General features: G+C 54.5%; 20 protein-coding genes and 1 pseudogene. 14 read left to right on the top strand and 7 right to left on the bottom strand.

What is annotated here, in order from left to right; genetic code table 11:
- Window positions 1-24 precede the first annotated feature (24 nt).
- A complete protein-coding gene (locus tag NHG65_RS16025) occupies window positions 25-939 on the top strand; it encodes a LysR family transcriptional regulator (RefSeq protein WP_499182415.1) in 915 nt (304 codons plus the stop codon).
- Window positions 940-1,486: 547 nt separating this feature from the next.
- On the opposite strand, the gene NHG65_RS16020 is transcribed toward NHG65_RS16025, so the two are convergent.
- The 4 genes from NHG65_RS16020 to fliD all read right to left on the bottom strand — a co-directional run bounded on the left by NHG65_RS16020 (window position 1,487) and on the right by fliD (window position 4,901).
- Window positions 1,487-2,353: a helix-turn-helix transcriptional regulator gene (locus NHG65_RS16020; RefSeq protein ID WP_099064625.1), complete on the bottom strand. Its 867-nt coding sequence runs from the start codon at window positions 2,351-2,353 to the stop codon at window positions 1,487-1,489.
- Between the two features lie 345 nt (window positions 2,354-2,698).
- Entirely contained in the window at window positions 2,699-3,067 is a 369-nt protein-coding gene (fliT, locus tag NHG65_RS16015; RefSeq protein ID WP_099064624.1) for a flagella biosynthesis regulatory protein FliT, read from the bottom strand.
- A complete protein-coding gene (gene fliS / locus NHG65_RS16010) occupies window positions 3,067-3,477 on the bottom strand; it encodes a flagellar export chaperone FliS (RefSeq protein ID WP_085117266.1) in 411 nt (136 codons plus the stop codon). The genes fliT and fliS overlap by 1 nt, the downstream gene beginning before the upstream one ends.
- Before the next feature lie 26 nt (window positions 3,478-3,503).
- Window positions 3,504-4,901 (bottom strand): flagellar filament capping protein FliD, encoded by a 1,398-nt coding sequence (fliD, locus tag NHG65_RS16005; protein WP_099064623.1) that lies wholly within the window; start codon window positions 4,899-4,901, stop codon window positions 3,504-3,506.
- Window positions 4,902-5,182: 281 nt separating this feature from the next.
- Here fliD and NHG65_RS16000 point away from each other — a divergent pair, with 281 nt between their 5' ends.
- The 7 genes from NHG65_RS16000 (at window position 5,183) to tcyN (ending at window position 11,350) form a co-directional block, all read left to right on the top strand.
- A complete protein-coding gene (locus NHG65_RS16000) occupies window positions 5,183-6,421 on the top strand; it encodes a FliC/FljB family flagellin (RefSeq protein WP_099064622.1) in 1,239 nt (412 codons plus the stop codon).
- A gap of 186 nt (window positions 6,422-6,607) precedes the next feature.
- Window positions 6,608-7,330, top strand: a complete 723-nt coding sequence (locus tag NHG65_RS15995; protein ID WP_099064621.1) for an RNA polymerase sigma factor FliA — start codon at window positions 6,608-6,610, stop codon at window positions 7,328-7,330.
- A 57-nt stretch (window positions 7,331-7,387) separates the two neighbouring features.
- Window positions 7,388-7,897 carry a flagella biosynthesis regulatory protein FliZ gene (gene fliZ / locus NHG65_RS15990; RefSeq protein ID WP_099064620.1) on the top strand — a complete coding sequence of 170 codons (510 nt, stop codon included), beginning with the start codon at window positions 7,388-7,390 and terminating at the stop codon, window positions 7,895-7,897.
- 127 nt (window positions 7,898-8,024) lie between these two features.
- Complete coding sequence (locus tag NHG65_RS15985) at window positions 8,025-9,017, top strand: D-cysteine desulfhydrase (protein WP_207978472.1); 993 nt, start codon at window positions 8,025-8,027, stop codon at window positions 9,015-9,017.
- A gap of 114 nt (window positions 9,018-9,131) precedes the next feature.
- Window positions 9,132-9,932, top strand: coding sequence for a cystine ABC transporter substrate-binding protein (tcyJ, locus tag NHG65_RS15980; protein WP_099064618.1), 801 nt, complete (start codon window positions 9,132-9,134; stop codon window positions 9,930-9,932).
- Window positions 9,932-10,594, top strand: a complete 663-nt coding sequence (gene tcyL, locus NHG65_RS15975; RefSeq protein ID WP_037419074.1) for a cystine ABC transporter permease — start codon at window positions 9,932-9,934, stop codon at window positions 10,592-10,594. Before tcyJ ends, tcyL begins: the two co-directional genes overlap by 1 nt.
- Before the next feature lie 3 nt (window positions 10,595-10,597).
- Entirely contained in the window at window positions 10,598-11,350 is a 753-nt protein-coding gene (gene tcyN / locus NHG65_RS15970) for an L-cystine ABC transporter ATP-binding protein TcyN (RefSeq protein ID WP_099064617.1), read from the top strand.
- Between the two features lie 32 nt (window positions 11,351-11,382).
- On the opposite strand, the gene NHG65_RS15965 is transcribed toward tcyN, so the two are convergent.
- Both NHG65_RS15965 and putA read right to left on the bottom strand, forming a co-directional pair.
- Window positions 11,383-11,835: a transposase gene (locus tag NHG65_RS15965; protein WP_207978473.1), complete on the bottom strand. Its 453-nt coding sequence runs from the start codon at window positions 11,833-11,835 to the stop codon at window positions 11,383-11,385.
- Window positions 11,836-12,073: 238 nt separating this feature from the next.
- Entirely contained in the window at window positions 12,074-16,045 is a 3,972-nt protein-coding gene (gene putA, locus NHG65_RS15960) for a trifunctional transcriptional regulator/proline dehydrogenase/L-glutamate gamma-semialdehyde dehydrogenase (protein WP_219016512.1), read from the bottom strand.
- A gap of 545 nt (window positions 16,046-16,590) precedes the next feature.
- On the opposite strand from putA, the gene putP reads away from it, so the two are divergent.
- The 6 genes from putP (at window position 16,591) to phoH (ending at window position 25,467) form a co-directional block, all read left to right on the top strand.
- Window positions 16,591-18,075 carry a sodium/proline symporter PutP gene (putP, locus tag NHG65_RS15955; RefSeq protein WP_261416536.1) on the top strand — a complete coding sequence of 495 codons (1,485 nt, stop codon included), beginning with the start codon at window positions 16,591-16,593 and terminating at the stop codon, window positions 18,073-18,075.
- Between the two features lie 251 nt (window positions 18,076-18,326).
- Window positions 18,327-19,172: an iron uptake transporter permease EfeU gene (efeU, locus tag NHG65_RS15950; protein ID WP_261284872.1), complete on the top strand. Its 846-nt coding sequence runs from the start codon at window positions 18,327-18,329 to the stop codon at window positions 19,170-19,172.
- Between the two features lie 19 nt (window positions 19,173-19,191).
- Window positions 19,192-20,328, top strand: a complete 1,137-nt coding sequence (gene efeO, locus NHG65_RS15945; RefSeq protein ID WP_499182414.1) for an iron uptake system protein EfeO — start codon at window positions 19,192-19,194, stop codon at window positions 20,326-20,328.
- Between the two features lie 11 nt (window positions 20,329-20,339).
- Complete coding sequence (efeB, locus tag NHG65_RS15940) at window positions 20,340-21,638, top strand: iron uptake transporter deferrochelatase/peroxidase subunit (protein ID WP_499182413.1); 1,299 nt, start codon at window positions 20,340-20,342, stop codon at window positions 21,636-21,638.
- A 210-nt stretch (window positions 21,639-21,848) separates the two neighbouring features.
- Complete coding sequence (pqqU, locus tag NHG65_RS15935) at window positions 21,849-23,996, top strand: TonB-dependent receptor PqqU (RefSeq protein WP_499182412.1); 2,148 nt, start codon at window positions 21,849-21,851, stop codon at window positions 23,994-23,996.
- 685 nt (window positions 23,997-24,681) lie between these two features.
- Complete coding sequence (phoH, locus tag NHG65_RS15930; RefSeq protein WP_085117328.1) at window positions 24,682-25,467, top strand: phosphate starvation-inducible protein PhoH; 786 nt, start codon at window positions 24,682-24,684, stop codon at window positions 25,465-25,467.
- A 63-nt stretch (window positions 25,468-25,530) separates the two neighbouring features.
- On the opposite strand, the pseudogene NHG65_RS15925 reads toward phoH, so the two are convergent.
- Window positions 25,531-26,596: pseudogene (locus tag NHG65_RS15925) on the bottom strand (phage integrase).
- Window positions 26,597-26,651 lie beyond the last annotated feature (55 nt).

The following is a 26,651-nucleotide window of genomic DNA, read 5'->3' as shown; positions in this document are numbered from 1 at the left end:
TGATGCCTAAATGGACGCAATAAGGTGAGAGCTGAACTGAGTGGGATCCCGGTATTTGTCGCCGTGGCAGAGGCCGGTAGCTTTGCCAATGCCGCAGAAAAACTGCATCTGACGCGGTCCGCTATCAGTAAAATCATTTCCCGGCTGGAAGAACGGCTTGGAGTGATGCTGTTTCTGCGTACCACGCGCAGCCAGAGCCTGACGGATGAAGGGGTGTTGTTCTACGAGCACTGCCGACAGGCATTAGCCACCATCAACAGCGCGGAAACCCTGCTGGAGAGCGGCAAGGTGCAGGCCAGTGGCCGACTGCGGGTGTCGATGCCGGTACTGTTCGGCCATCTGTGCATTGCGCCAGTGCTGACGGAGCTGGCGCAGCAGCATCCGCAACTGACATTGGAACTGTCATTTAGCGACCGCAGAGTCGATTTGATTGATGAGGGTTTCGATCTGGCCATTCGTATTGGTGCCTTGCCAGACAGTAATAGTCTGGTTGGCCGGCAGTTAGGCCAGCACGGCATGACATTCTGTGCGTCCCCGGCCTACTTGCGGCGCTGTGGTGAGCCGCAAACACTATCAGAGCTCGGCCAGCATCAGGCGGTGGGGTATTTACACGCCGGTACGCTGCAGCAATGGCAGCTCAAAAACGCCGGTGGCAGCCTGCAGGAAATAAAACCGCAGGCAAGAATAATGATGGACGATATGCAGGCCATTACGGATGCTGCCGTGAGTGGCGCCGGTGTGGTTTGGTTGCCTTATTGGCTGGCCCGCGAACACCTTGCCGAAGGCCGTTTGGTAGCAGTGATGCGCGACTACGATAGCGTAGATTTCCCGGTTAACGCAGTCTGGCCCCATGCGGCGTACCAGCCGCTAAAAGTGCGGCTGGCGGTTGATCAATTGCTGGCACAACTGCCCGCCAGATTGGCGCTGATTGCGCCTTAATTTATGGTGGTTGGGGTTTTATCAGTGCGGTTTTGACCACTGACCTGGCACATTGGATGTATTACCCTTAGCGAATTGTACCAATCGCCAGAGCAAGCGGGCAGAAACCTCGCTTCAACTCACATTGCCGTACGGGTTACGGGGTTATAATTGTCGGGATACAGGATGTGTTAATTACCGGACAAGATGATGAGTAGCAAAAGTGAAAGCAGATGGCGGCTATTGAGTATTTTAATTTTGGTGGTGCTGGTCGTACTCATAGGCGTTTTAATTAAACAAAGTTAAAAAAACGGGCCACAGGTTGTGGCCTTGCTGATTTATTTTCCCGCCAGTATCCGCATGGCGTCTTCTTCGTACGTCAGGCCCAGCAGCCAGATACCAAGCAGCAAGACGGCCAGGGAAAACAGCAGTTTTTCGTTGAGCATGGCTTATCCCTCCTGATGGCGTTAACGCTCGCCGATGCTATCTCACCCCGCGGTTTTCCGCTAACCCGACCTGCATAAACCACGATTCCATTGTTCAATGATTTAACTTACGCCCGTGGTCATCAGTCCCGCGCTTCCATCAAGCTGAAATGGTCGGGACGAATGGTGCTGGGTTCCATGGCTCGTTGATGCCCGCGAATGGCGGTGGGGGCAAAGCCGAAGCGTTTGCGAAAGCGTTCGGCGAACCGCGAAGAGCTTTCGTAACCGACGTGCTGGGCGATGGCGGATATTGGCCAGTCAGTGGACTGTAACAATGTCAGTGCACTGTTCATGCGCACGTCGATCATCAGATTACGCAATGAGGTATTTTCCGCCGACAGCTTGCGACGTAACATGACCTCGCTCATCGACAAGGTGTCCGCGACCTCGGCTGCCGTCCAGATGTTGTGTGGATCGGTTGCCAGACAACGTCGCACCCGTTGGGTTAAATTTCTAACCTCGTTATGCACGAAGTTGATATTGAACTGCTTCAACCACAGCAAGATTTCCAGCATTTTGTGGCGAATAATGACAGTAGGGAAACGGTGTTTAAGCGCCAGCGCCAGGCTGGTGGTTTCAAAACTGTGCATGAGGGCGCAGGGCAGGTTGCGTAGTGCCAATACCGGGTCGAAGGCCGTAGGGGCCAGGGTTTCCGCCTGGGTCGGTTGTGCCGCGAACAGTAACGGATCGCAGGTCAGCAACTGGCAACTGAATACCCCTTCCTCTGAGGGCTCGTTAATAATATCCACGGTTTGCCCTCCGTCGATAATCAACAACTCTCCGGTCTGAGCCACGACTTCACGCTGTTGCCAACGTACACGTTTGTGGCCTTGCTGTACCAAATACAGATGGGGTTGTTCAAAATAGACTGAAGGGAATAATAATTCAGTATGCTGAATGATGTGCGCCGAGGCACCAATTCCAGGACAAAGATTAATTGTACGTTCCATCGATATTCATTTCGCAGCCATTATCTGAGAATATCTTTACGCTTTGATTGGCGTTGGAGCAACATTTTTCCATGCGTTGTGAAACACAACGACGTGTTTTATCTATCAAAAATCAATTTCCTGCTGAACAGAAAACGTCCGTGTCGGCGTAATATTTATCCGTCTCGTAGGGGCGTTGCATGCTGCGCCCGTGTTAGTCGGGGCAATATATTCGCCCTACGGGCCCAGAGTGATCAATATGTTGAATGTATATAATTCAAATGCCATGGATTAATATCCTGACTTAACCGGAGAATAATAGTGCATGCTGCTATTTATTCCGCCATTACCATTATTGTTAAGGGTTTATCTGATTTGCGGCTCTCCCAACAGCAGGGCGCGGTCGTGAAACTGGCCATAGGTGTTGTTAACCACGTTCTGTCGCGTTGACTGGCCGATCAATTCTTTCAATTGGTCCATGCGTTGTTGCAGCAGACGTTTGAGCTCGGTTTCATTGTCCAGGATCTGTTGCAGCTTATTGCGCAACAACTCCTGCAGCGCCATGGACGGGCCGGCCTGACCGGTGAAGGCGGCGGTACTTTCCACCGCCGTCACGTAAGCCAGCTCCAATTCGATCAGATCCTCCCATCTTTCGGTTTGCGCCAGGGCGATCATCTGGCTGCTCAGACTATATATTTGTTGATACGCGGCTAGCAGTTGCTGTTGACGTTCCATTATACGGCGTCCTGAGAGGGGTGATAATTGGGGCCAATCTGGCGCCAGGCATCGGCAATATTTTCCAGCAGTTTGACCACTTCGTCGATCGCCGCTTCGTCATTATGCAGGTTGGCCTGCATCAGGCGGCGCTTCATATAGTCATACAGCGCCGCCAGATTATCGGCCATTTCGCCGCCCTGCTGGGGATCGAGACCGCTTTTCAGGCCGTTATCGATAATATTGATGGCCTTTGACAGTGCCAGCCCCTTGCCGGCGATATCCCCCTGTTTCATCAGAATGCGTGCGCGTAACAGGGCGCTAAGCGCCCCGTCGAAAAGCATCACGATTAACTGATGCGGGCTGGCGCTCATTACGCCGCTTTCCAGACTGACCTGGGCGTAGGCTTGAGTTCCGCTTCGGTTATACATGCGATTTATTACCTGGTTAAAAAGTTCTATTTGAACTGTTGGGTTAAATAATTACCTGTACTGCCCAACTTTGACATCATGGTATCCAGTTGAACGAATTGTTGTTTATAGCGATCTATGGTGTTTTGAATGCTGGCCGTCACCGTGGTGATTTTACTGTTGAGGCGATCGAGGCTGGTATTAATGCTTTTGGTCGAGTTCTCAATGATGCCGCCGGCCTTGATGTAGTTCTGGATCTCGTTATGGATCTCGGTGGCCATGCCGGTGTCTTTGCCGTTGCCAGAGAAGAAGTTGGTGACCTGGTCTGGTTTCTCTTCAATGGCTTTGTTCAGCTTGGTGCTGTCGATCTCCAGCTTGTTGGTTTTGGTGTTGGTGGTGATACCCAGATTGCCGAGACCCTTCAGTTCTGGGTTGTCTTGTGCGGCGCTGAGTGCGCTTTTGATCGACGACTGAATGCCACGCAGGGTGTTATCGCCCAACAGCGCGCCATTTTTGGCATTCTGCGCTTCACCGGTCTTGACCGGAGTAAATTTGCTTAGCGAGTTAAAGGTGTCCAGCAGCGAGTTATAGTTGTCGACCCACTCTTTGATCTTATCGGCGGTGCCGGTTTTATCGGTACTGATCACCAGGTTTTGTGGTGCATCAGTTTTGGTGGTGGTTTTCAGGTCGATAGTGACGCCCTGTAACGCATCGGCAATCGAGTTGGTGCTGCGTTTAATTGGCGTGCCGTTAACCTCGATCTCGGCATCCTGACCGGCCACGGTTTGCTTCATCGCACCGCTTTTGGCCTTGTAGTCATAGTTGAGGATAGCCCCCAGCTTATCGTCATTATTGACCTGCACCGAGACGGTATTTTTCGCCCCGGTGGTAGTGGAACTGATCGCCAGTTGATAGTCGTTGTCGCCTACGCGCATGATGCTGGCGTTGACGCCGGCCTTGGCGTTGTTAATCGCATCGCGCATTTCCACCAATGAGGTTTGGTCGTCGCTCAGTGGGATCTTCACGTCTTTTTGTGGATCGCCAGCGGTAATGGTGATTGAACGGTCGCTGCTGCCTGGCGTGCCCAACGTTTCTGTCTGATTGGCAATAGGGGTTTGGGTGGTCAGCGTTTGCGGCTGAGCCAGCGCGATCACCTTAACGATGTAGTTACCTGCCACCGCCTTGTCGGTCGTGGTGATAGCGAACTGATCGTGTTTGCTGGCGGTGGTATTGTTGAAGAACGCCGGTTTCGCCAGCTCTTTGCTCAGGTTATCGAACTTTTCCAGTGAGCCTTTCAGGGTGCCGTAGGCGGTCAGTTGGGCGTTATAACTGGTTTGCTGGGTGGTGTACGGCGTCAGACGCTGCTGTTCCGCTTTGCTTAGCTTGTCCAGCAAGCCGTTGAGGTCGAGTCCTGAGCCGATGCCTAATGAACTGATCGATGCCATTGGTAATTCTCCTTAATCATGACTTTATTCGCTTTACGCGTTTATCGGCCCAGCGGAGAAAAAGTTTACCGAAAAATTAAAAAAGTGATGACGCAATAGAAGAGGGAAAAACCGCGTTATTTCTGCCATTGCGGTGAAAAGAAAAAAAAACAAAAAATTTCTAAAGGTTGCAGGGGGAGGGCCGATACCTGATGGGACGGTGGTTGACGCCGTGGGCAAAGCAGCCCGAACCTTTTAACCACATTGCGAAGATCGCAACTGATTCGTAAGGAAAGTATACAATGGCACAAGTAATTAATACCAACAGCCTGTCGCTGATGGCGCAGAACAACCTGAACAAATCTCAGTCTTCTTTGGGTACTGCGATCGAGCGTCTGTCTTCTGGTCTGCGTATCAACAGCGCCAAGGACGATGCCGCGGGTCAGGCCATCTCTAACCGCTTCACCGCTAACATCAAGGGCCTGACTCAGGCTTCTCGTAACGCTAACGACGGTATCTCTCTGGCGCAGACCACTGAAGGCGCACTGAACGAAGTTAACGACAACTTGCAAAACATCCGTCGTCTGACCGTACAGTCTCAGAACGGTTCTAACTCTTCCAGCGACCTGCAGTCCATCCAGGACGAAATCAGCGAGCGCATGTCAGAAATTAACCGTATCTCTGAACAAACCGATTTCAACGGCGTGAAAGTACTGAGCGGCGACCAGAAACTGACCATCCAGGTGGGCGCTAACGACAACGAAACCATCCAGATTGATCTGAAAAACATCAATTCTAAAACTCTGGGCCTGGATAAGTTCAGTGTGGCAGACGGTGTTGATACAGCTAAAGTCGGCGCAGCGGTTACTACCATTGCGACAGGCAAAGACCTGACCATCACTAACACGACCAATAAGCAGGCTAACGGTGCTGCACCGGCCAGCTATCTCAAAGATAATACTACTGGCGACGTTTATGCAGTAGGCACCGACGGTAAAAACTACAAGGCCACCGTTGACAAAACCTCTGGTGACATCACTGCGATCGCGGGGACTGAAACCACCGGTTTGACCGACACCGCTGCTACCACCACCGTTAAAGAAGAAGTTACTGCAACCGGCGACACTACTGGTTTGAAATCTTATGACGGCGGCAAATCTTACCTGATTCAGGAAGGTACTGGCGCAGCGGCTAAATACTTCAAAGCCACTGCAGATAGCGCAGGTAAAGTCACCAAAGGCGCAGAGATGAGCTCTGAACCTAAAACTGCCGACCCACTGGCAACTCTGGACAAAGCATTGTCACAGGTTGACGGTCTGCGTTCTTCTCTGGGTGCGGTACAGAACCGTTTCGATTCTGTTATCAACAACCTGAACAGCACTGTGAACAACCTGTCTGCTTCCCAGTCCCGTATTCAGGATGCTGACTACGCGACCGAAGTGTCCAACATGAGCCGTGCCAACATCCTGCAACAGGCTGGCACCTCTGTTCTGGCACAGGCTAACCAGTCTACTCAGAACGTGTTGTCCCTGCTGCGTTAATCGACTCTCCCCGATTAACCTGTCGCAAAAAGAACCCCGCTTCGGCGGGGTTTTTTTTATGGTCGCGCGCTGTGCAGGTATTGCATGGCGCAAATAAGGCCTGTTTTGTACGACTGTTCAGCCGATTGGCATTTTGCCCCCTACGGATAATAGCGCTGACTCTCTTATCCGCAGGTTTTAGACATAGTGAGCGATTTGTATACCGCCGAAGGCGTGATGGACAAAAATTCTCTTTGGTTGCGCTACGTTCCGTTAGTGCGCCACGAGGCGTTGCGCCTGCAGGTCAGGTTACCCGCCAGCGTGGAGCTTGACGATCTGCTGCAGGCCGGGGGGATAGGGCTGTTGAACGCCGTCGAGCGTTACGACGCCCTGCAGGGAACTGCCTTTACCACCTATGCGGTGCAACGCATCCGTGGCGCCATGCTCGATGAGCTGCGCAGCCGCGACTGGGTGCCACGCAGTGTGCGTCGCCATGCGCGTGAAGTGGCACAGGCGATGCGCCAGTTGGAACAACAGCTAGGCCGCCCGGCCAGCGAAGTGGAAGTGGCGCAGACGCTAAACCTGTCACTGGATGAGTACCGTCAAATTCTGTTGGACACCAATAACAGCCATCTTTTCTCCTATGACGAATGGCGGGAAGAGCATGGTGAAAGCGCGGAGCCGCTGCTGGAAGGGCACGAAGAGGCCAATCCGTTACATCATCTGCTGGAGGGCAATCTGCGCCAACGGGTGATAGACGCCATTGAGGCATTGCCGGAACGCGAAAAAATGGTGCTGACGCTGTATTACCAAGAAGAGTTGAATCTGAAAGAGATCGGCGCCGTGCTGGACGTGGGGGAATCGCGTGTCAGCCAACTGCATAGCCAGGCGATCAAACGTCTGCGTGCCCGTCTGGCGAACGAGAACTGACATGTATTCAACTCTGATCCTTCAACTCGATCACCCTTGCGATAACCGGACTGCCTAATGCCAGCAATACTGTTGAAAAAGCGGCCGCTGAGCCGTTATTTGAAAGATTACAAACACAGCCAGACTCATTGTTCCCAGTGCGGCAAGATATTGGATCGCATGGCGCTGGTGTTTCGTGGCAAGATCATCAACAAAGACGCCATTGCGCGTATGGACCAGCCGATCGACGATCACGTCTGGCTGAATGTACAGAACGAGCTGACCGCGCTGTGCCGCTTTTGTAGTGAAATTTCCTGCAACAGCCATCCGAGCTATTTCGACATTATGGCCTTCAAGCAGTATCTGTTTGAACAAACCGAAATGAGCCACAGCACCATCCGTGAATACGTGGTGCGCCTGCGTCGTCTGGATGAAATGCTGGTGGAGCGCAACTATCCGGCCGACAAGTTCGCCAGCAATGCCAGCCATCAACGCATCATTGAAGAGTTGCCTTCTGCGGCGCACAACAATTACCGCATTGCCCTGCGTAAATACGACCAGTATCTCGCCTGGCAAAAAAGCTACTGATCCGCTCTCCCCGGCGCGCCAGCCGGGGTTTTCGTCTTCCCCCCATAACTAATAAATAGTGATTATTAGGTTCACATCTGCTAAATCTATCCTTTAGCTGTTGATACCTTATTCCCTGGGGGAAGTTGTGAATCTGCAACAAAAATTGGCGCAGTTCCCGCGCCTCGATTTAGTCGGCTCTGCCACACCGCTCGAAAAACTGTCTCGCCTCTCAGACTACCTTGGCCGTGAAATTTATATCAAACGTGACGACGTCACGCCGATGGCGATGGGCGGTAATAAACTGAGAAAGCTGGAGTTTCTGGCTGCTGAAGCCCTGCGTCAGGGGGCCGATACGCTGGTCACTGCCGGGGCAATCCAATCCAATCATGTGCGCCAAACGGCGGCGGTGGCGGCCAAACTGGGCCTGCACTGCGTAGCATTGCTGGAAAACCCAATCGACACCCAGGAAGAGAATTACCTGACCAACGGTAACCGTCTGCTGCTTGGGCTGTTCAACGCGCAGGTGGAGATGTGTGAAGCACTGCATGACCCACAGCAGCAGTTGGCCGATTTGGCTACCCGTCTCGAGGCACAGGGTTTCCGGCCTTATGTGGTGCCGGTCGGCGGCTCTAACGCATTGGGTGCGCTGGGTTACATACAGTGTGCGCTGGAAATTGCCGAGCAGAGTCGCCTCAGCAATGTCGCGTTTAGCTCCGTGGTGGTGGCGTCTGGTAGCGCCGGTACCCATGCCGGGCTGGCGGTCGGTCTGCAGCAACTGCTGCCAGAGACTGAGCTGATCGGTGTGACCGTTTCACGCAAAGTCATTGACCAACTGCCCAAGGTGGAACTGATCCAAAAAGCGCTGGCCTGTTCGTTGGACATCGATGAACTGGCGTCCATCACCCTGTGGGATGATTATTTTGCGCCGCAGTACGGCATGCCGAATGAAGAAGGGCTGGCGGCCATACAGCTGCTGGCGCAGCAGGAAGGGGTGTTGCTGGATCCGGTGTATAGCGGCAAGGCGATGGCGGGTTTAATTGATGGTATAGCCCAGCAACGTTTCCGTGATGACGGCCCGATTTTGTTTATCCATACCGGCGGTGCACCGGCGCTCTTCGCCTACCATCCGCAGGTGTGAGCCGAGTTTGTTATTCCATTTTGAACTATATTTATAAGGTTATATTCCTTCAAGCAGGCGGTCACACTGTTAAAGTGCTGATATCAAAAAAGATAAACAACAGATGGGGTGTTTATGATGTTTTCTAAAGTTCGTCGTCAACTGCTGCTGGGTGTGATGGGCGTTGCGCTGACGGCGGGGTTGAGCACGCAAACCTATGCCGCCGATAACCTGCTGGAGCAGGTGAAGCATCACGGTACTCTGGTTGTTGGGCTGGAAGGCACTTACCCGCCGTTCAGCTTCCAGGGTGAAGACGGCAAGCTGACGGGTTTTGAAGTGGACTTCGCCAACGCGCTGGCGCAGCATCTTGGCGTGAAAGCCAAACTGAACCCGACCAAGTGGGACGGCATGTTGGCCTCGCTGGATTCAAAACGCATCGACGTGGTGATCAACCAGGTGACCATTTCCCCGGAGCGTCAGAAGAAATATGATTTCTCCACGCCTTACACCGTCTCCGGTATTCAGGCGCTGGTGAAGAAGGGCAATGAAGGCACCATCACCAAGCCGGAAGATCTGAAAGGCAAGAAAGTCGGCGTCGGCCTGGGCACCAACTACGAACAGTGGCTGCGTGACAATGTGCAGGGCGTTGACGTGCGCACCTATGATGATGACCCGACCAAATACCAGGATCTGCGCGTAGGCCGTATCAATGCCATTCTGGTTGACCGTTTGGCGGCGTTGGATCTGGTGAAGAAAACCGGCGATACGCTGGCGGTAGCCGGCCCGGCGTTCTCTCGTCAGGAGTCTGGCGTAGCGGTGCGTAAAAACAACCCGGAACTGCTGGCTGCGATCAACCAGGCGATTGCCGAAATGCAAAAAGACGGCTCGCTGGCGAAGATCTCTGACAAATGGTTTGGCGCGGACGTAACTAAATAATGCACGAAAGTATCCAACTGGCGCTGGATTCAGCGCCATTTTTATTGAGGGGCGCGATACTCACTCTCCAGCTCAGTCTGGGGGGCATGGCGCTCGGTTTATTGCTCGGTTTTCTGCTGGCGCTGATGCGCCTTTCGCCGTTATGGCCACTGTCGTGGTTGTCGCGCTTCTACGTGTCGTTGTTCCGTGGCACGCCGCTGATTGCCCAGCTGTTCATGATTTACTACGGTTTGCCGCAGTTCGGTATCGAGTTTGATCCCTTCCCGGCGGCGCTGATTGGCCTGTCGCTGAATACGGCAGCCTATACCTCGGAAACCCTGCGTGCGGCGATTTCGTCGATCGAAAAAGGACAGTGGGAAGCCGCGGCCAGCATCGGCATGACTCGTTGGCAGACGCTGCGTCGGGTGATCCTGCCGCAGGCAGCGCGTACTGCATTACCTCCGTTGGGCAACAGCTTTATCGGCCTGGTGAAAGACACCTCGCTGGCGGCGACCATTCAGGTACCGGAGCTGTTCCGTCAGGCACAGTTGATTACCTCGCGTACGCTGGAAGTGTTCACCATGTATCTGGCGGCCTCGCTGATTTACTGGGTGATGGCGACTTTGCTTTCTGCGCTGCAAAATCGTCTGGAAGCGCACGTCAACCGCCAGGATCAGGAGTAACGCATGAGTGCCATTGAAGTGAAACAGCTGACCAAGCAGTTCAAAGGTCAAACGGTGCTGCATGGGATCGACCTGGAGGTCAGTGCGGGTGAAGTGGTGGCGATTATCGGGCCCAGCGGCTCGGGTAAAACCACCTTGCTGCGCTGTATCAACCTGCTGGAGGTGCCGGATTCCGGTACGATCCGCGTTGGTGATATTCAGATCGACAGTTCCAAACCGCTGAGCAAACAGAAAAATCAGGTGCGTGCGTTGCGCCAGCAAGTGGGCTTTGTGTTCCAGAGCTTCAATCTGTTCCCGCACCGTTCGGTGCTGGAGAATATTATTGAGGGGCCGGTCATCGTTAAAGGCGAGTCGAAAGCCAGCGCAGAACAGCGTGCGCGGACATTGTTGGCGAAGGTAGGGTTGAACGGCAAAGAGTCGGCTTATCCACGCCGTCTTTCCGGTGGGCAACAGCAGCGGGTGGCGATAGCCCGCGCACTGGCGATGCAACCGGAAGTGATCCTGTTCGATGAACCGACTTCTGCACTCGATCCAGAACTGGTGGGCGAAGTGCTCAACACCATCCGTTCGCTGGCGGAAGAAAAGCGCACCATGGTGATCGTGACGCACGAAATGAGCTTTGCCCGTGACGTAGCCGACCGCGCCATTTTCATGGATCACGGCCGTATCGTTGAGCAGGGTCCGGCGAAAGAGCTGTTCGCCAATCCTCAACACCAGCGCACCCAGCAATTCCTCGATAAATTCCTGAATCAGTAACCTGTAGAGGCCGAACATGTTCGGCCTTTAAATTAATAATCCTCGGCTTTATCTGTCCCCCATTGTGCAGGATTATTCGCAATGTATTCCCGTGTTAACGCCAATTCTCTTTCATTTCGGATGACTCTTTCCCAGTAACCACGCTGCCATGTAGGGTGTTGCAATTGGCGTGTCACTGCCGCTTTGTAACTGCGAATAATTATTGGAATGGCCACCCCTTTTCCTTCGCGAATATGCAGCAGCGCATGTATATGGTTCGGCATCAAGACAAAATGGTCTAACTGAACGTGGGTAAAATGCTGAGAGATTTCCAACCAGCATTGTTTTGCGATGATCCCATGGGCGTTCAGCAGCATGATCGAATCGTCTATTTTACCGAAAAGACACTGTCGCTGATGCGTGCAAATCGTCACAAAATAGATACCGATAGAGGCATAGTTATAATGGCGCAAGCGAAGGGTTTTTCGCGATTGGAAATGTGTCATTTATCCTCCTGAATTTCGGATACTTAATCAGAATTTGGCTGGATAAAACATATCTGAGGAGCGGTTATGCGAGGTGTTTTGCAGGAAACCGCTGTCATGTGCAGGGCGCAGCATGCAGCGCCCCTACAGGTTCGCAGAGTCCGTTGTAGGGGCCGAACATGTTCGGCCCATCGGCTGTTGGCCAAGAAAAAAGGGCACAGCCATTACGCTGCGCCCTTGGGCTGATTAACTGAGGTCGTTAACCAATCGTCATCAGGCTGGCGTTACCGCCGGCGGCGGCGGTGTTGACACTCAGCGAGCGTTCGATCAGCAGGCGCTCCAACAGGATATTGGTTTCGCCGTGGGCAAAGCCTTGTACTGAAACGATCGCGCCGCTGCGCTGGGCGATTTGCTCGCACAGAGTACGTAACTGATCGGCATCGCCGTGGTAAATGGCGGCGTCAAACTCCACCTTGTCCTGCTGCCAGTCTTTGCTGAGGCTGATGCTGGCCTGAACCGCCGCCGGCAGGCGACGATACAGGGCGCGTTGCAGCTCGGCTTCCGGCCACAGCACGCTGCTGCCCACCGCCAGTACCGCAGCCAACTGAGTCAGGGCATCGGCTTCGTTATCGGCCAGGCACAGTACGCGCTCACGCGGCAGCAGGGCATAGGTATTACGCTCGCCGGTTGGGCCTGGCAGAGGGCGCAGGGTGCCGCCCTGACCCAGCTCGGCGTAGCGTTGTGCCAGCGTCACCAGCTCTGCCTGTTTTTCGGCAATCGCCCACTGCTCCAGCGCCTGATGGGCTTTGAGCAGCTGTGGGCGCGCGGTGGCTTCCAGCGGGCGTTCATCGTCCTGACGACTCAGGGTGCGCAGCACTGCGTCATCCGGACGGTTAGCCAGCAAGCGGTACAGGTACAGCGGGCCACCGGCTTTCGGACCGGTGCCGGACAGGCCTTCGCCGCCAAACGGCTGCACGCCGACCACGGCACCTACCATGTTGCGGTTCACGTACAGGTTACCCACCTTGGCACGTTCGGTGACGCGGGCGATGGTCTCATCGATACGGGTGTGAATACCCAGCGTCAGACCGTAACCGGCGGCGTTGATCTGATCGACCAATGACTCCAGATTGGAGCGCTGGAAGCGCACCACGTGCAGTACCGGGCCGAAGATCTCTTTTTGCAGCTCGTCGAAGCTGTCCAGTTCAATCAGCGTTGGCTTGATAAAGGTCCCGCGTGACCACTCTTTCTCATCCTGTGCATTGCCTTTCGCCGCCTGATAGACCTTGCGGCCCTTGGCACGCATTGCTTGGATATGGCGTTCGATACCGGTCTTGGCTTCGGCGTCGATCACCGGCCCGATGTCGGTAGACAGGCGTTCCGGGTTACCCATGCGGCACTCGGCCATCGCACCGCGCAGCATTTGCAGCGTATGGTCCGCCACGTCTTCCTGAATGCACAGGATACGCAGGGCAGAACAACGTTGACCGGCGCTGTCGAAGGCGGAGGCGACCACGTCGGTTACCACCTGTTCGGTCAGGGCGGAAGAATCGACGATCATCGCGTTCAGGCCCCCGGTTTCGGCGATCAGCGGCGTTGGGCGACCTTGCGGATCCAAACGACCGGCGATGCTGCGTTGCAAAATACCGGCAACGTCGGTGGAGCCGGTAAACATCACGCCACGGACGCGGGCGTCATTGACCAGCACCGAGCCGACGCTTTCACCCTGGCCTGGCAGCAGTTGCAGCACGCCCTGGGGAATACCGGCCTCCAGCAGAATGCGTACTGCCTGTGCGGCGATCAGCGGAGTTTGCTCGGCCGGTTTAGCCAACACGCTGTTGCCTGCCGCCAGCGCCGCGGCAATCTGGCCGGTGAAGATCGCCAGTGGGAAGTTCCACGGGCTGATACAAACTACCGGGCCCAGCGGGCGGTGGCTGTCATTGGCGAAGTCATCGCGCACCTGACCGGCGTAGTAATGCAGGAAATCGACCGCCTCACGGACTTCGGAGATGGCGTTGTTAAAGGTTTTACCCGCTTCACGTACCAGGATGCCCAACAGGCTCTGCAGTTGGCCTTCCATCAGTTCTGCGGCGCGTTCAAGAATGGCGGCGCGCTCCGACGGTGGAGTGGCGAACCAGATTGGGCCGGCAGCGGCAGCGGCGTCGAGCGCCCGGCTGACTTCCCCTTCGGTGGCTTCACGCACGTAACCGACGATATCGCCCGGTTCGGCAGGGTTAATCACCGGTTGTTCCACGCCCTGATCCAGCTCGGCGTCGATAATCGGCTCGGCACGCCATGGCTGAGTAGCGCTGCTCAGCAATGCGCTGGACAGAGAAGCCAGACGCTGTTCGTTGGACAAGTCCAGACCGCTGGAGTTGGTGCGTTTCTCGCCATACAGCTCGCGCGGCAGCGGAATACGCGGATGCGGCAGACCAATTTGCCCTTCGCTGGCGGCCATAGCTTCAACTGCGGTGACCGGATCGGCCACCAGTTCGTCGAGCGGCAGGGTGGCGTCGGCAATGCGGTTAACGAACGAGGTGTTGGCGCCGTTTTCCAGCAGGCGGCGCACCAGGTATGCCAGCAGCGTTTCATGGGTACCGACCGGGGCATAAATGCGGCAAGGGCGGTTTAATTTGCCGTCGGCCACTTTACCCACCACCTGCTCATATAGCGGTTCGCCCATGCCGTGCAGGCATTGGAACTCATACTGACCTGGGTAGTAGTTGTTGCCTGCCATATGGTAAATCGCGCTCAGGGTGTGGGCGTTATGGGTGGCGAACTGCGGATAAATCAGATTGGGTACCGCCAGCAGTTTGCGGGCGCAGGCCAGGTAGGAGACGTCGGTGTAAACCTTGCGGGTGTAAACCGGATAGCCTTCCAGCCCGTCCATTTGGGCACGTTTGATCTCGCTGTCCCAGTAAGCACCTTTCACCAGACGGATCATCAGGCGACGGCGGCTGCGTTGCGCCATATCGATCACGGCGTCGATGGCGAACGGACAACGTTTCTGATAGGCCTGGATCACGAAGCCAATGCCGTTCCAGCCGGCCAGCTGTGGCTCAAAACACAGTTTCTCCAGCAGATCGAGTGAGATCTCCAGGCGGTCGGCTTCTTCGGCGTCGATATTGATGCCGATATCATATTGACGCGCTTGCAGGGTCAATGACAGCAGGCGTGGGTAAAGCTCTTCCATGACGCGTTCGTACTGTGCACGGCTGTAGCGCGGGTGCAGGGCGGAGAGCTTGATCGAAATACCCGGGCCTTCATAGATGCCGCGACCGTTAGACGCTTTGCCGATCGCGTGAATGGCCTGCTGGTAGGACACCAGATAGGCCTGAGCGTCGGCTTCGGTCAGGGCGGCTTCACCCAGCATGTCGTAAGAGTAGCGGAAGCCTTTGTCTTCCAGCTTGCGGGCATTGGCCAGCGCTTCGGCGATGGTTTCGCCGGTGACGAACTGTTCGCCCATCAGGCGCATCGCCATGTCCACGCCTTTACGGATCAGCGGTTCACCGCTCTTGCCGATAATGCGGTTCAGCGAGCGCGACAGGTTGGCTTCGTTATGGGTTGAAACCAGCTTGCCGGTGAACAGCAGGCCCCAGGTGGCGGCGTTCACGAACATCGATGGGCTGCGGCCGAGGTGGGAATGCCAGTTGCCATTGCTGATTTTGTCGCGGATCAGCGCGTCACGGGTTGGTTTGTCCGGAATACGCAGCAGGGCTTCCGCCAGGCACATCAGCGCCACGCCTTCCTGTGAGGAGAGTGAGAATTCCTGCAGCAGACCTTGCACCATACCGGCGCGGCCGTTTGCACTTTTTTGGTTACGCAGCTTCTCGGCGATGTTGTAAGCCATCTTATGGGTGGCTTTGGCAAGATCGGCCGGTAAGCGTGCCTGTTCGAGCATCATCGGAACCGCTTCGGTCTCAGGACGACGATAGGCTGCGGTGATGGCGGCGCGGTTAACCGACTGCGGCAGGATTTGTTCAGCAAATTCAAGGAATGGCTGGTGGGACTCTTCCTGCACTTGCGGCATAATGTCGTCCGCTTCGGTCTGGCCGGCAGCGGCAACAGCAGGAATTTCAGGCAGTTCGGAACCGTTCTCGAGACGCTCGAGATAATTGAAAATGGCCTGTTTGATCAGCCAGTGCGGCGTGCGATCGATACTTTGTGCTGCGCTTTTAATGCGATCGCGAGTTGCCTCGTCGAGCTTTACGCCCATGGTGGTAGTGCCCATGCCAATCCAACTCCTGTGTTTAAGAACCTATACACAAACTGCGGGCCAGAGAGGCTGCGGGGATAGGTTCGTGCGTTGAGTGCTGTGATGAATGCAGACAATATCCAGCATGTTGCAACTTTGTGCAACCGTGTTAAATCAGGCTGATGAGCGAAGTGTGAGTTCCATCGATTTTTTAACATCAATAACCGGCATGCTTCTTGCTCAGCCTCTGGGCAGGGAGGGATGAAGACGGAGTTTAAGTACGTTGTCCCCAGTGATATCAGGGGTAACATCAGAATTATATTAGGTGCAACTCCGCTTGGGGGTGAAAGGTGTAACCCTGAGAGCGGTTAAATGTGACGCAGGGTAAACTTTGTGTAACTTTGTTGTTAAATATCTTGTTGGATAATGAAAGGGTCATCTAGGATAGCCGTCGGCCAGACAATTGCGGGCGGAAACTATTTTCACCTGCGGGGTACCTGCAATTTCGCCACGTTCCGGCGGATGGGCAAGCAGTAACTATCGCAATACAGCGCGAAATAATAATGAGAGTGGAGAATTTCATGACAATGAGCACACCAATGCTGGTGACCTTCCTGGTGTATATCTTCGGGATGGTGTTAATCGGCTTACTTGCCTACCGGGCAACCAATAACTTTGACGACTACATTCTGGGCGGCCGTAGCCTGGGCAGCGTGGTGACCGCGCTCTCTGCCGGCGCATCGGATATGAGCGGCTGGTTGCTGATGGGCCTGCCGGGCGCCATCTTCCTGTCCGGCATCTCCGAAAGCTGGATTGCCATTGGCTTGACGATCGGCGCTTACCTTAACTGGAAGCTGGTGGCGGGGCGGCTGCGCGTGCATACCGAAGCCAACAATAATGCCCTGACACTGCCGGATTACTTCACCAGCCGCTTTGAAGACAAAAGCAAGCTGCTGCGGGTGATTTCTGCCATCGTTATTCTGGTGTTCTTCACTATCTATTGTGCTTCCGGCATCGTGGCCGGTGCGCGTCTGTTCGAAAGTACCTTTGGGATGAGCTACGAAACCGCGCTGTGGGCCGGTGCCGCCGCTACTATCCTCTATACCTTTATCGGTGGATTCCTGGCGGTGAGCTGGACCGATACCGTGCAGGCCAGTCTGATGATTTTCGCGCTGATCCTGACGCCGGTAATGGTGATTATGGCCGTGGGTGGCATTGACACCTCGATGCTGGTGATTGAGGCGAAGAACCCGGCCAATATCGATATGCTGAAAGGCCTGAACTTTGTGGCGATCCTCTCACTGCTGGGTTGGGGGTTGGGCTACTTCGGTCAGCCACACATTCTGGCGCGCTTTATGGCGGCGGACTCTCACCGCACCATTCGCAGCGCACGTCGCATCAGCATGACCTGGATGATCCTGTGTCTGGCGGGGACCATTGCCGTCGGTTTCTTCGGTATTGCCTACTTCTCCAACAACCCGGATCAGGCGGGCAATGTGTCGCAGAACGGTGAACGCGTGTTTATCGAGCTGGCGATGATTCTGTTCAACCCTTGGGTTGCGGGCATTCTGCTGTCAGCCATTTTGGCAGCGGTAATGAGTACCCTGAGCTGCCAGCTGTTGGTGTGTTCAAGCGCGATTACCGAAGACTTGTACAAAGCCTTCCTGCGTAAAGGCGCCAGCCAGCGTGAGCTGGTGTGGGTTGGCCGCTTCATGGTGCTGCTGGTGGCGCTGATCGCCATCGCGCTGGCGGCAAACCCGGAAAACCGCGTGCTGGGTCTGGTGAGCTACGCCTGGGCCGGCTTCGGTGCGGCCTTTGGTCCGGTGGTGTTGATCTCGGTAATGTGGTCACGCATGACGCGTAACGGCGCATTGGCTGGCATGCTGGTCGGGGCGGTGACGGTGATCGTCTGGAAACACTTTGCCTGGCTGGATCTGTATGAAATCATCCCGGGCTTCCTGTTTGCTTGTATCGCCATCGTGACGGTGAGCCTGATGGGTCGTCAGCCTTCGGCGACTATCACCGAACGTTTTGATCAGGCAGAAGCCGAGTTCAAAACCGTTTAATCCTCGCGCAGCACGAGTCTCAAAGGGCGCTTAATGCGCCCTTTGTCATTTTTCATTCCGCTGTTTTCTGTCATCTGCCTGAAACACCTGGCGACATTTGATTAGAAAAAATCACCCTTGCGGCCCTTGTATTTCTTCCAGCCAGAATGATAATCACTATCGTTGTGTTTTACTTTTCTTTACATTGGCGTTGCCGTCTTTTCCGGCGTGCGGACGCTTCGCAGCAGATGCCTTTTTAGGGGTTATTATTTATGTTTGTTCCCTTCCTTATCATGTTCCGTGAGGGGCTGGAGGCGGCGTTGATCGTCAGCCTGATCGCCAGCTACCTGAAACGCACCCAGCGGGGTCAATGGCTAGGCGTGGTATGGATAGGGGTGATTGTTGCCGCTGCCCTGTGCCTGGCGCTCGGCATTTTCATCAATGAAACCACCGGTGAATTCCCGCAGAAACAGCAAGAGCTATTCGAAGGCATTGTTGCGGTGGTGGCGGTACTGATCCTCACCTATATGGTGTTCTGGATGCGTAAGGTGTCCAAGTCGGTCAAGGTACATCTGGAAGGCGCTATCGATAACGCGCTCAACTCCGGCAAAGGCCAGGGCTGGGCACTGGTGGCGATGGTGTTTTTTGCCGTGGCGCGTGAAGGGCTGGAGTCGGTGTTTTTCCTGCTGGCCGCCTTCCAGCAAGATGTGGGTATTGAAGCCCCGATCGGTGCAGTGCTCGGTCTGGTGGCCGCCATCGTGCTGGGTATGGCTATCTATTGGGGCGGCGTGAAGCTGCACCTGGCCAAATTCTTCAAATGGACCAGCCTGTTTATTCTGTTCGTTGCCGCCGGTCTGGCTGCCGGGGCGATCCGCGCCTTCCACGAGGCCGGACTGTGGAACCATTTCCAGGATATCGCGTTCGATCTCAGTAACCATCTGTCGACCCATTCGCTGTTTGGCACTCTGCTCGAAGGCATCTTCGGCTACCAGGAAACGCCAACGGTGAGCGAAGTGGCGGTCTATTTCCTGTATCTGATCCCGGCGCTGATTTTCTTTTTCCTGCCGCAGCGTGCGGAACCGGCAGCGGTTTCGGCGCAACGTAAAATCAATCATTAATTTTAATAGGGAATCTTGTATGTCGACTCCATTATTCCGCCGCAAGGCGTTGCACGCAGCATTACTGGCACTCCCGGCGTTCGCGCTGAGCATCAATGCCCAGGCGGCGGATGTGCCGCAGGTGAAGATTACCGTTAACGACAAGCAGTGTGAGCCGATGCAGCTGACGGTACCGGCCGGTAAAACCCAGTTTGTGGTGCACAATACCAGCCAGAAAAACGTTGAATGGGAAATCCTCAAAGGGGTGATGGTGGTAGAAGAGCGCGAGAACATCGCGCCGGGCTTCACCCAGAAGATGACCGCCAATCTGGAAGCGGGTGAATACGACATGACCTGCGGGCTGCTCAGCAATCCGAAAGGCAAGCTGACCGTAACTGCGGCTGCGGGCGCCGCCACCGACGGCAAACCGAACGCGATGGATTTGGTTGGGCCGATTGCCGAATACAAGGTTTACGTTACCAAAGAAGTGGAAGGGCTGGTCAAGCAGACCAAGCTGTTCACCGACGCGATCAAAGCCGGCAACGTGGAACAGGCGCGCAAACTCTATGCGCCGACACGTCAGCACTACGAGCGTATTGAGCCAATCGCCGAACTGTTCTCCGATCTGGACGGCAGCATCGACGCCCGTGAAGACGATTACGAGAAGAAAGCGGAAGATCCGAAGTTCACCGGTTTCCACCGTCTGGAGAAAGCGCTGTTTGCCGATAACACCACCAAAGACATGAGCAAATACGCCGATCAACTGTACAACGACACCGTCGAGCTGCAAAAACGCGTCACTGACCTGACCTTCCCGCCAAACAAAGTGGTGGGCGGGGCGGCCGGTTTGATCGAAGAAGTGGCGGCGAGCAAAATCAGCGGTGAAGAAGACCGTTATAGCCGCACCGATCTGTGGGACTTCCAGGCTAACGTCGACGGCGCGCAGAAAATCGTTAACCTGCTGCGTCCGCTGCTGGTGAAGGCCAACAAGCCGTTGCTGGACAAGATCGATGCCAACTTTAAAACCGTTGATACCATTCTGGCGAAGTACAAGACCAAAGATGGCTATGAGTCTTACGAGAAGCTGACCGATGCCGATCGCAATGCCATGAAAGGGCCAATCACCACCCTGGCGGAAGACTTGTCACAACTGCGTGGCGTTCTGGGTCTGGATTGAGGCAAAGCATAATGAGTAACAAGATCGGCCCGGCAAACGGGCCGCATCCACAGCCGCAGGACGCGGCATCACCGTCGCGCCGTCGTTTGCTGCAAGGATTGGGGCTGGGCGTGCTGGCGTTGGGCGGCAGCCGTCTGACTCAGGCGGCAGATAAAGTGGCAGAACCGCTGGCGGTGCCGCAGGATGAACGGTGGCAGAAGCAGCCGTTTTATGGCGCGCATCAGGCCGGGATCCTCACCCCACAGCAGGCTGCGATGATGCTGGTGGCGTTTGACGTGCTGGCCAGCAACAAGCAGGATTTGGAGCGGCTGTTCCGGTTGCTGACCACCCGCATTGCCTTCCTGACGACCGGCGGCAGGGCACCGGAGGTGGATCCCAAGCTGCCACCGCTCGATTCGGGCATTATGGGGCCGGAGATTTATCCGGATAACCTGACCATCACCGTGTCGGTCGGCACCTCGTTGTTTGACGAACGCTTCGGGTTACAGGCACAAAAACCACTGCGTCTGCAAAAAATGACGCGCTTCCCTAACGACTCGCTGGACGCCAGCCTGTGCCACGGGGATTTGGTATTGCAGATTTGCGCCAATACCAATGAAACGGTGATCCACGCGCTGCGCGACATTATCAAGCATTCGCCGGATCTGCTCAGCGTGCGCTGGAAGCGGGAAGGGTTTATTTCTGCCCACGCCGCACGTAGCAAAGGCAAAGAAACACCGATCAACCTGCTGGGCTTTAAAGACGGCACCGCCAACCCGAAAACCAGCGATAAACCGCTGATGGATCAGGTGGTGTGGGTGGCGGATAACGCCGGAGAACCCGCATGGGCGGTGGGCGGCAGCTATCAGGCTGCACGTATTATCCGCTTTCACGTGGAGTTCTGGGATCGCACGCCGTTACAGGAACAGCAAACCATCTTCGGTCGCGACAAGCACAGCGGTGCGCCGCTTGGCATGAAGCATGAGCATGACGAGCCGGACTACGCGCAAGATCCCGAAGGCAAGCTGATCCCGATGGATGCGCATATTCGCCTGGCAAACCCGCGCACGCCGAAAACTCAGAGCAATTTGCTGTTGCGGCGGGGTTACAGCTATTCGATTGGCGTGTCCAATTCCGGTCAACTGGAAATGGGGTTGCTGTTTGTCTGTTATCAGGCCGATTTGGAGAAAGGCTTCCTGACGGTGCAAAAACGTCTGAACGGCGAGGCGCTGGAAGAGTACGTCAAGCCGATCGGCGGTGGTTACTTCTTTGCGTTGCCGGGGGTAAAAGACGCTAACGATTACCTGGGCAGTGGCCTGTTGAAAGCCTAAGTCACCTCTTACAAGGCGGGGTTTCCCCGCCTCATTTTTCTGATCTCTGCCGTGCACCGCCGTTTATTGAAATCAACCCTGTCCTTGCGCAATTGGGGGAACGGGCTTTAATTAGGTAACTATTTTCATTTTTTGTTAAAAGCATTAACATGTCGGCCATAACGTTCCAAATGGTTCATACCTTCCGATCCCTTTAACGGCATTCTCCAGATGAAAAGCACTCATAAAAACCGGTTGGCAGTTTCGGCGCTGGTTATTCCAGCCCTACTGCCTGTTTCTGCCAGCTTTGCGCAGGACAAGGACAGCGAACAGACCATGGTGGTCACCGCCAAGCGCAGCGGTCTTTCTGAACTTTCAACCCCGGCTGCCGTCAGCGTGGTCACGGGTGATCAAATCCGTGAGGCACGACCGCAGATCAATCTGTCGGAAAGCCTGGGTAGCGTGCCGGGTCTGCAAATTCAGAACCGACAGAACTATGCGCAGGATTTACAGTTGTCGGTGCGTGGTTTTGGTGCCCGTTCTATGTATGGCGTACGCGGCGTGCGTATTTATGTCGACGGTATTCCTGCCACCATGCCGGACGGCCAGGGGCAGACCTCGAATATCGACCTTAACTCGGTCGAGAAGGTGGAAGTACTGCGCGGACCGTTTTCCGCCCTTTACGGGAATGCCTCCGGCGGCATGGTGAATGTGGAAACCGAAACCGGCCAACAGCCGACTCGTCTGGAGGCCAGCTCGTATTTCGGCAGCTACGGCACCTGGCGCTATGGTGTTAAAGCCTCCGGGGCGACCGGCGACGGCACCCAAGCCGGCGATGTTAACTACACGATTTCCGGTACCCGTTTCACCACCCAGGGGTTCCGCGATCACAGCGGCGCGCAGAAAAACCTCGGTAATGCCAAGCTGGGCGTGCGCATCGACGATGTCAGCACGCTGACGCTGTTGTTCAACAGTGTTGATATCGACGCCAATGATCCAGGTGGCCTGACTTCTGCCGAATGGCACGATAATCCGCGCCAGGCACCACGAGCCGATCAGTACAACACGCGCAAAACCACGTCACAGACCCAGGCCGGGCTGCATTATGAGCGCCAGATGGGTGCCAATGATGACCTGAGCATCATGATGTACGCCGGTGAGCGCGAAACCACCCAGTACCAGTCGATCCCGGTCGCGGTGCAGCAGCGCAGTGCGCAGCATCCGGGCGGGGTGATTGACCTGACGCGCCATTATCAGGGAATTGATACTCGCTGGACGCACCGTGGTGAGCTGGGCGTGCCTTACACCCTGACCGGCGGGTTGGATTATGAAACCATGACCGAGCAGCGTAAAGGGTATGAAAACTTTACTCAGGTCAACGGTGTAACCGAGCTTGGCACCGAGGGGGCGCTGCGCCGTAATGAACGCAACCTGATGTGGAACCTCGACCCTTATCTGCAAACTTCGTGGCAGTTAACCCAGCAACTGACGCTGGATGTCGGTATGCGTTACAGCACCGTCAATTTTGACTCCAACGATCACTACATCACCGGCGCCAATGGCGATGACAGCGGTAACGCCAGTTATCATAAGTGGTTACCGGCCGGTTCCCTTAACTATGCGGTGATGAGCGGCTGGAACCTGTATCTTTCCGCCGGCCGTGGCTTTGAGACCCCGACCATTAATGAACTGTCCTACCGTTCCGGCAATCAGTCCGGGCTCAACTTCGGCCTGAATCCTTCGACCAGCGATACGGTAGAATTTGGCAGTAAAACCCGTATTGGCAATGGGTTGCTGACCGCCGCAGTGTTCCAGACCGACACCAGCAACGAAATTGTGGTTGATGAAAGCAGCAACGGACGCAGTAGCTACAAAAACGCTGGGCAGACCCGCAGACGTGGGCTTGAGTTGGCGCTGGATCAGCAGTTCGCTTATGACTGGCGGGTACAGTTAGCCTGGACGTTGCTGGATGCGCGTTACCGCGACGATGTTTGTGGTGATAGCCAGTGTTCGGCGGCCAACAGGGTACCGAGTGGCAACCGGATGCCGGGCATTGCGCGTAATATGGGTTATGCCTCGTTGGCCTGGTCACCGCCGGAAGGGTGGTATGCCGGTGCCGAGGTACGCTATATGAGCGATATCGAGGTTAATGACGCCAATAGCGAACAGGCTCCGGCTTATACCACCGTCGGCTTAAATACCGGCTACCGTTATCCGCTGGGCAACTGGATGCTTAACGTTTTTGGCCGGGTAGATAACCTGTTTGACCGTCAATATGTCGGTTCGGTGATCGTCAATGAAGGCAATGGCCGTTACTACGAACCGGCACCGGGTAGAAACTGGGGCGGCGGATTGAGCGTTTCTTATACCTTCGAGTAACCGCCGGATGAGTTTATCGGCGTGATCACTCAGCAACAGGGCGGGAGCTATCCCGCCTTTTTTATTAATAAATTTCTGCTGACGGGGCGGTTATGAAGTGTGCGAAATTTAATCAGGAAACTAAAATGTCATTTGCGGATTATAATCATAACTATTTGATAATTATCAATATAAAAAATTTATTGAATGACGTAATCAGCGTGATATAGTGTTCTGGCCGCGGCTAAAAACAAAAAAGATTAAATTTTTTTACATTTTAGCAACGCGCGAGGTTTGAATGTCATTATACTGTAATCATCTGGCGGTAGTTTTCACAAGGTGCACAGCTCGAAGCTGTAAATAACACTGCGGGGATCGCTAATGGTAAAGTCCTTGGTTGGGCTAGAAAGAACAAATAACAGACCTTTCCTGATTTCTCGTTGTAACGAGGGTTCTCTCTCCGACTCTCTTTTCCTGGCCACTCCGCACTCTCGTCATTCCAAATTCTTGTCACTTTTTACTCTAGGTTTAATTACGCAATCGCGTTCTCCCGTGAAAAATCGGTGTGCTAACACGCCCGCCGCGTATTCACTTTTACTCTTGGCTATTGTTGGCTCAAAAGGGAGCCAAAACCTAATCTGTGTGTGAAACATAATCGCGCGGTCCAGACCGCCGCGGTAGGTGAAACAAACTGTAAGGTGCCACTATGAGACAAAAAGCAGTGATCAAAGCACGTCGTGAAGCGAAACGCGTTATTCGTCGTGACGCTCGTAGTCATCGCCAGCTTGAAGAAGAGTCCGTTACCTCGCTGGTACAAATGGGTGGTGTTGAGTCTATTGGCATGGCGCGAGACAAGCGCGATAGCTCTACCATCGAGGCTAGAACCGAAGCTCAGGGTCATTACTTAATCGCCATAGATAAGAAGCAGTTGATTTTTGCCACCGGTGAAGCCGGCTGCGGCAAAACTTTCATCAGCGCTGCGAAAGCGGCAGAAGCCCTTATACATAAAGAAGTGGATCGGATTATTGTTACTCGCCCGGTTCTTCAGGCGGATGAAGACCTCGGTTTCTTACCTGGGGATATTTCTGAGAAGTTCGCCCCTTATTTCCGTCCGGTGTATGACATTCTGGTGCGCCGCTTGGGATCGTCCTTTATGCAATACTGCCTGCGTCCGGAAATCGGCAAGGTAGAGATCGCGCCTTTCGCCTACATGCGCGGGCGTACCTTCGAAAATGCGGTAGTTATCCTGGATGAAGCCCAGAACGTGACCGCCAGCCAGATGAAGATGTTCCTGACCCGTTTGGGTGAGAACGTAACGGTAATCGTTAATGGTGACGTAACCCAATGCGATTTGCCGCGCGGTGTGAAGTCCGGCCTCAGCGATGCGATGGAACGCTTCGAGGAGGATGAAATGATCGGCATCATCCGCTTTGATAAACAAGACTGCGTCCGCTCCGCCCTGTGCCAGCGTACGCTCAACGCCTACAGTTAAAACCTGCCCGCTAACCTAAGGCCGCCTCGGCGGCCTTTTTCTTGTCTTGAATATCAGTGTTGTCTATATAAAACAGAGGGTTAATCTGCACCATAGGCAACTACAACCACCAGAAAACCATCTATGTGTGGACGCGTTGTGGACGCTAGACATTGATTTTCCCTCCCAGCGGATTATAAGAAATTGCATCCTGTAGGAAGTCAGGTGCAAAGTGAGCGTAGTTCATTGTTTGTTCAATTCTCGCATGACCAAGTATTCGCTGGAGCGTGATGATATTGCCCCCGTTCATCATGAAATGAGTTGCGAATGTATGGCGTAACGAATGGGATGCTTGTCCGTGGGGGAGGTTAGGTTTAGTCGCCTTCAATATTTCTCGGAAAGCACTGTAAGACGCTTGCGGAAACAGTATTCCTGACGGCTGAGACAAGATTTCGTCAGAGACCTCTTGAGAAATAGGAACGCTGCGCCTTTTACCGTTTTTTGTTTGAACAAACGTCACGCGGTTGTGAATGACATGCTCTGCTTTGAGCTTGATAGCTTCTCCCCAACGCGCGCCAGTGCTAAGGCATAAAACGGCAACCCGGCGGTTATCGCCATCCAGAGCTTGTAGCAATGCACTTATCTCATCGCGGGCAAGATAAGTCATTTCTGTATTGGCTTCTTTGAGTTTCCCACTACCACGAATCGGATGCTCACCACAGTAAAGCCCCGAGTCGATAAGGTCGGTAAACATGCCGCTTATCGCTGTCATTTCGCGATTAATACTGGATGCTTTAATGCCTTCGGCTAGCCGCGCCGACCGATAAGCTGTAATGCGAGATTTATCAATCTGAAATGCGGCTGGGCTGTTCATCATTCGCGTAATACGCTCCAGTTTTTTTAGGTAGGACTGCCCGTGGTCGTTGTTCTTGCCATGGTAGCTCCACCACAGTTTAACCAGCTCAGATAATGACCTTTTATCCGTTGGTTTAGAGAGCCATTCTTTGTCGTGATAGCTGACAGTTATGTACTTCTCAAAAGCTTGTGCTTCATGTTTCCTATCAAATTTCCGACGGATGCGCTTTCCGTTGCGCCCGTTCGGCCTAATGTCCACTTCATATCGACCATCTTCGAGCTTCTTAATCGCCATCGCGAAGCCCTCTGAGGAAGTTTTTACTTTCAGGTACGCAACAAGCCCTTACCCC

Origin of the sequence: Serratia myotis, assembly GCF_027474885.1 — a bacterium.
In the GTDB taxonomy this organism is placed as follows: Bacteria; Pseudomonadota; Gammaproteobacteria; order Enterobacterales; family Enterobacteriaceae; genus Serratia; species Serratia proteamaculans.
This window is presented reverse-complemented; position numbering and strand designations above follow the sequence as displayed.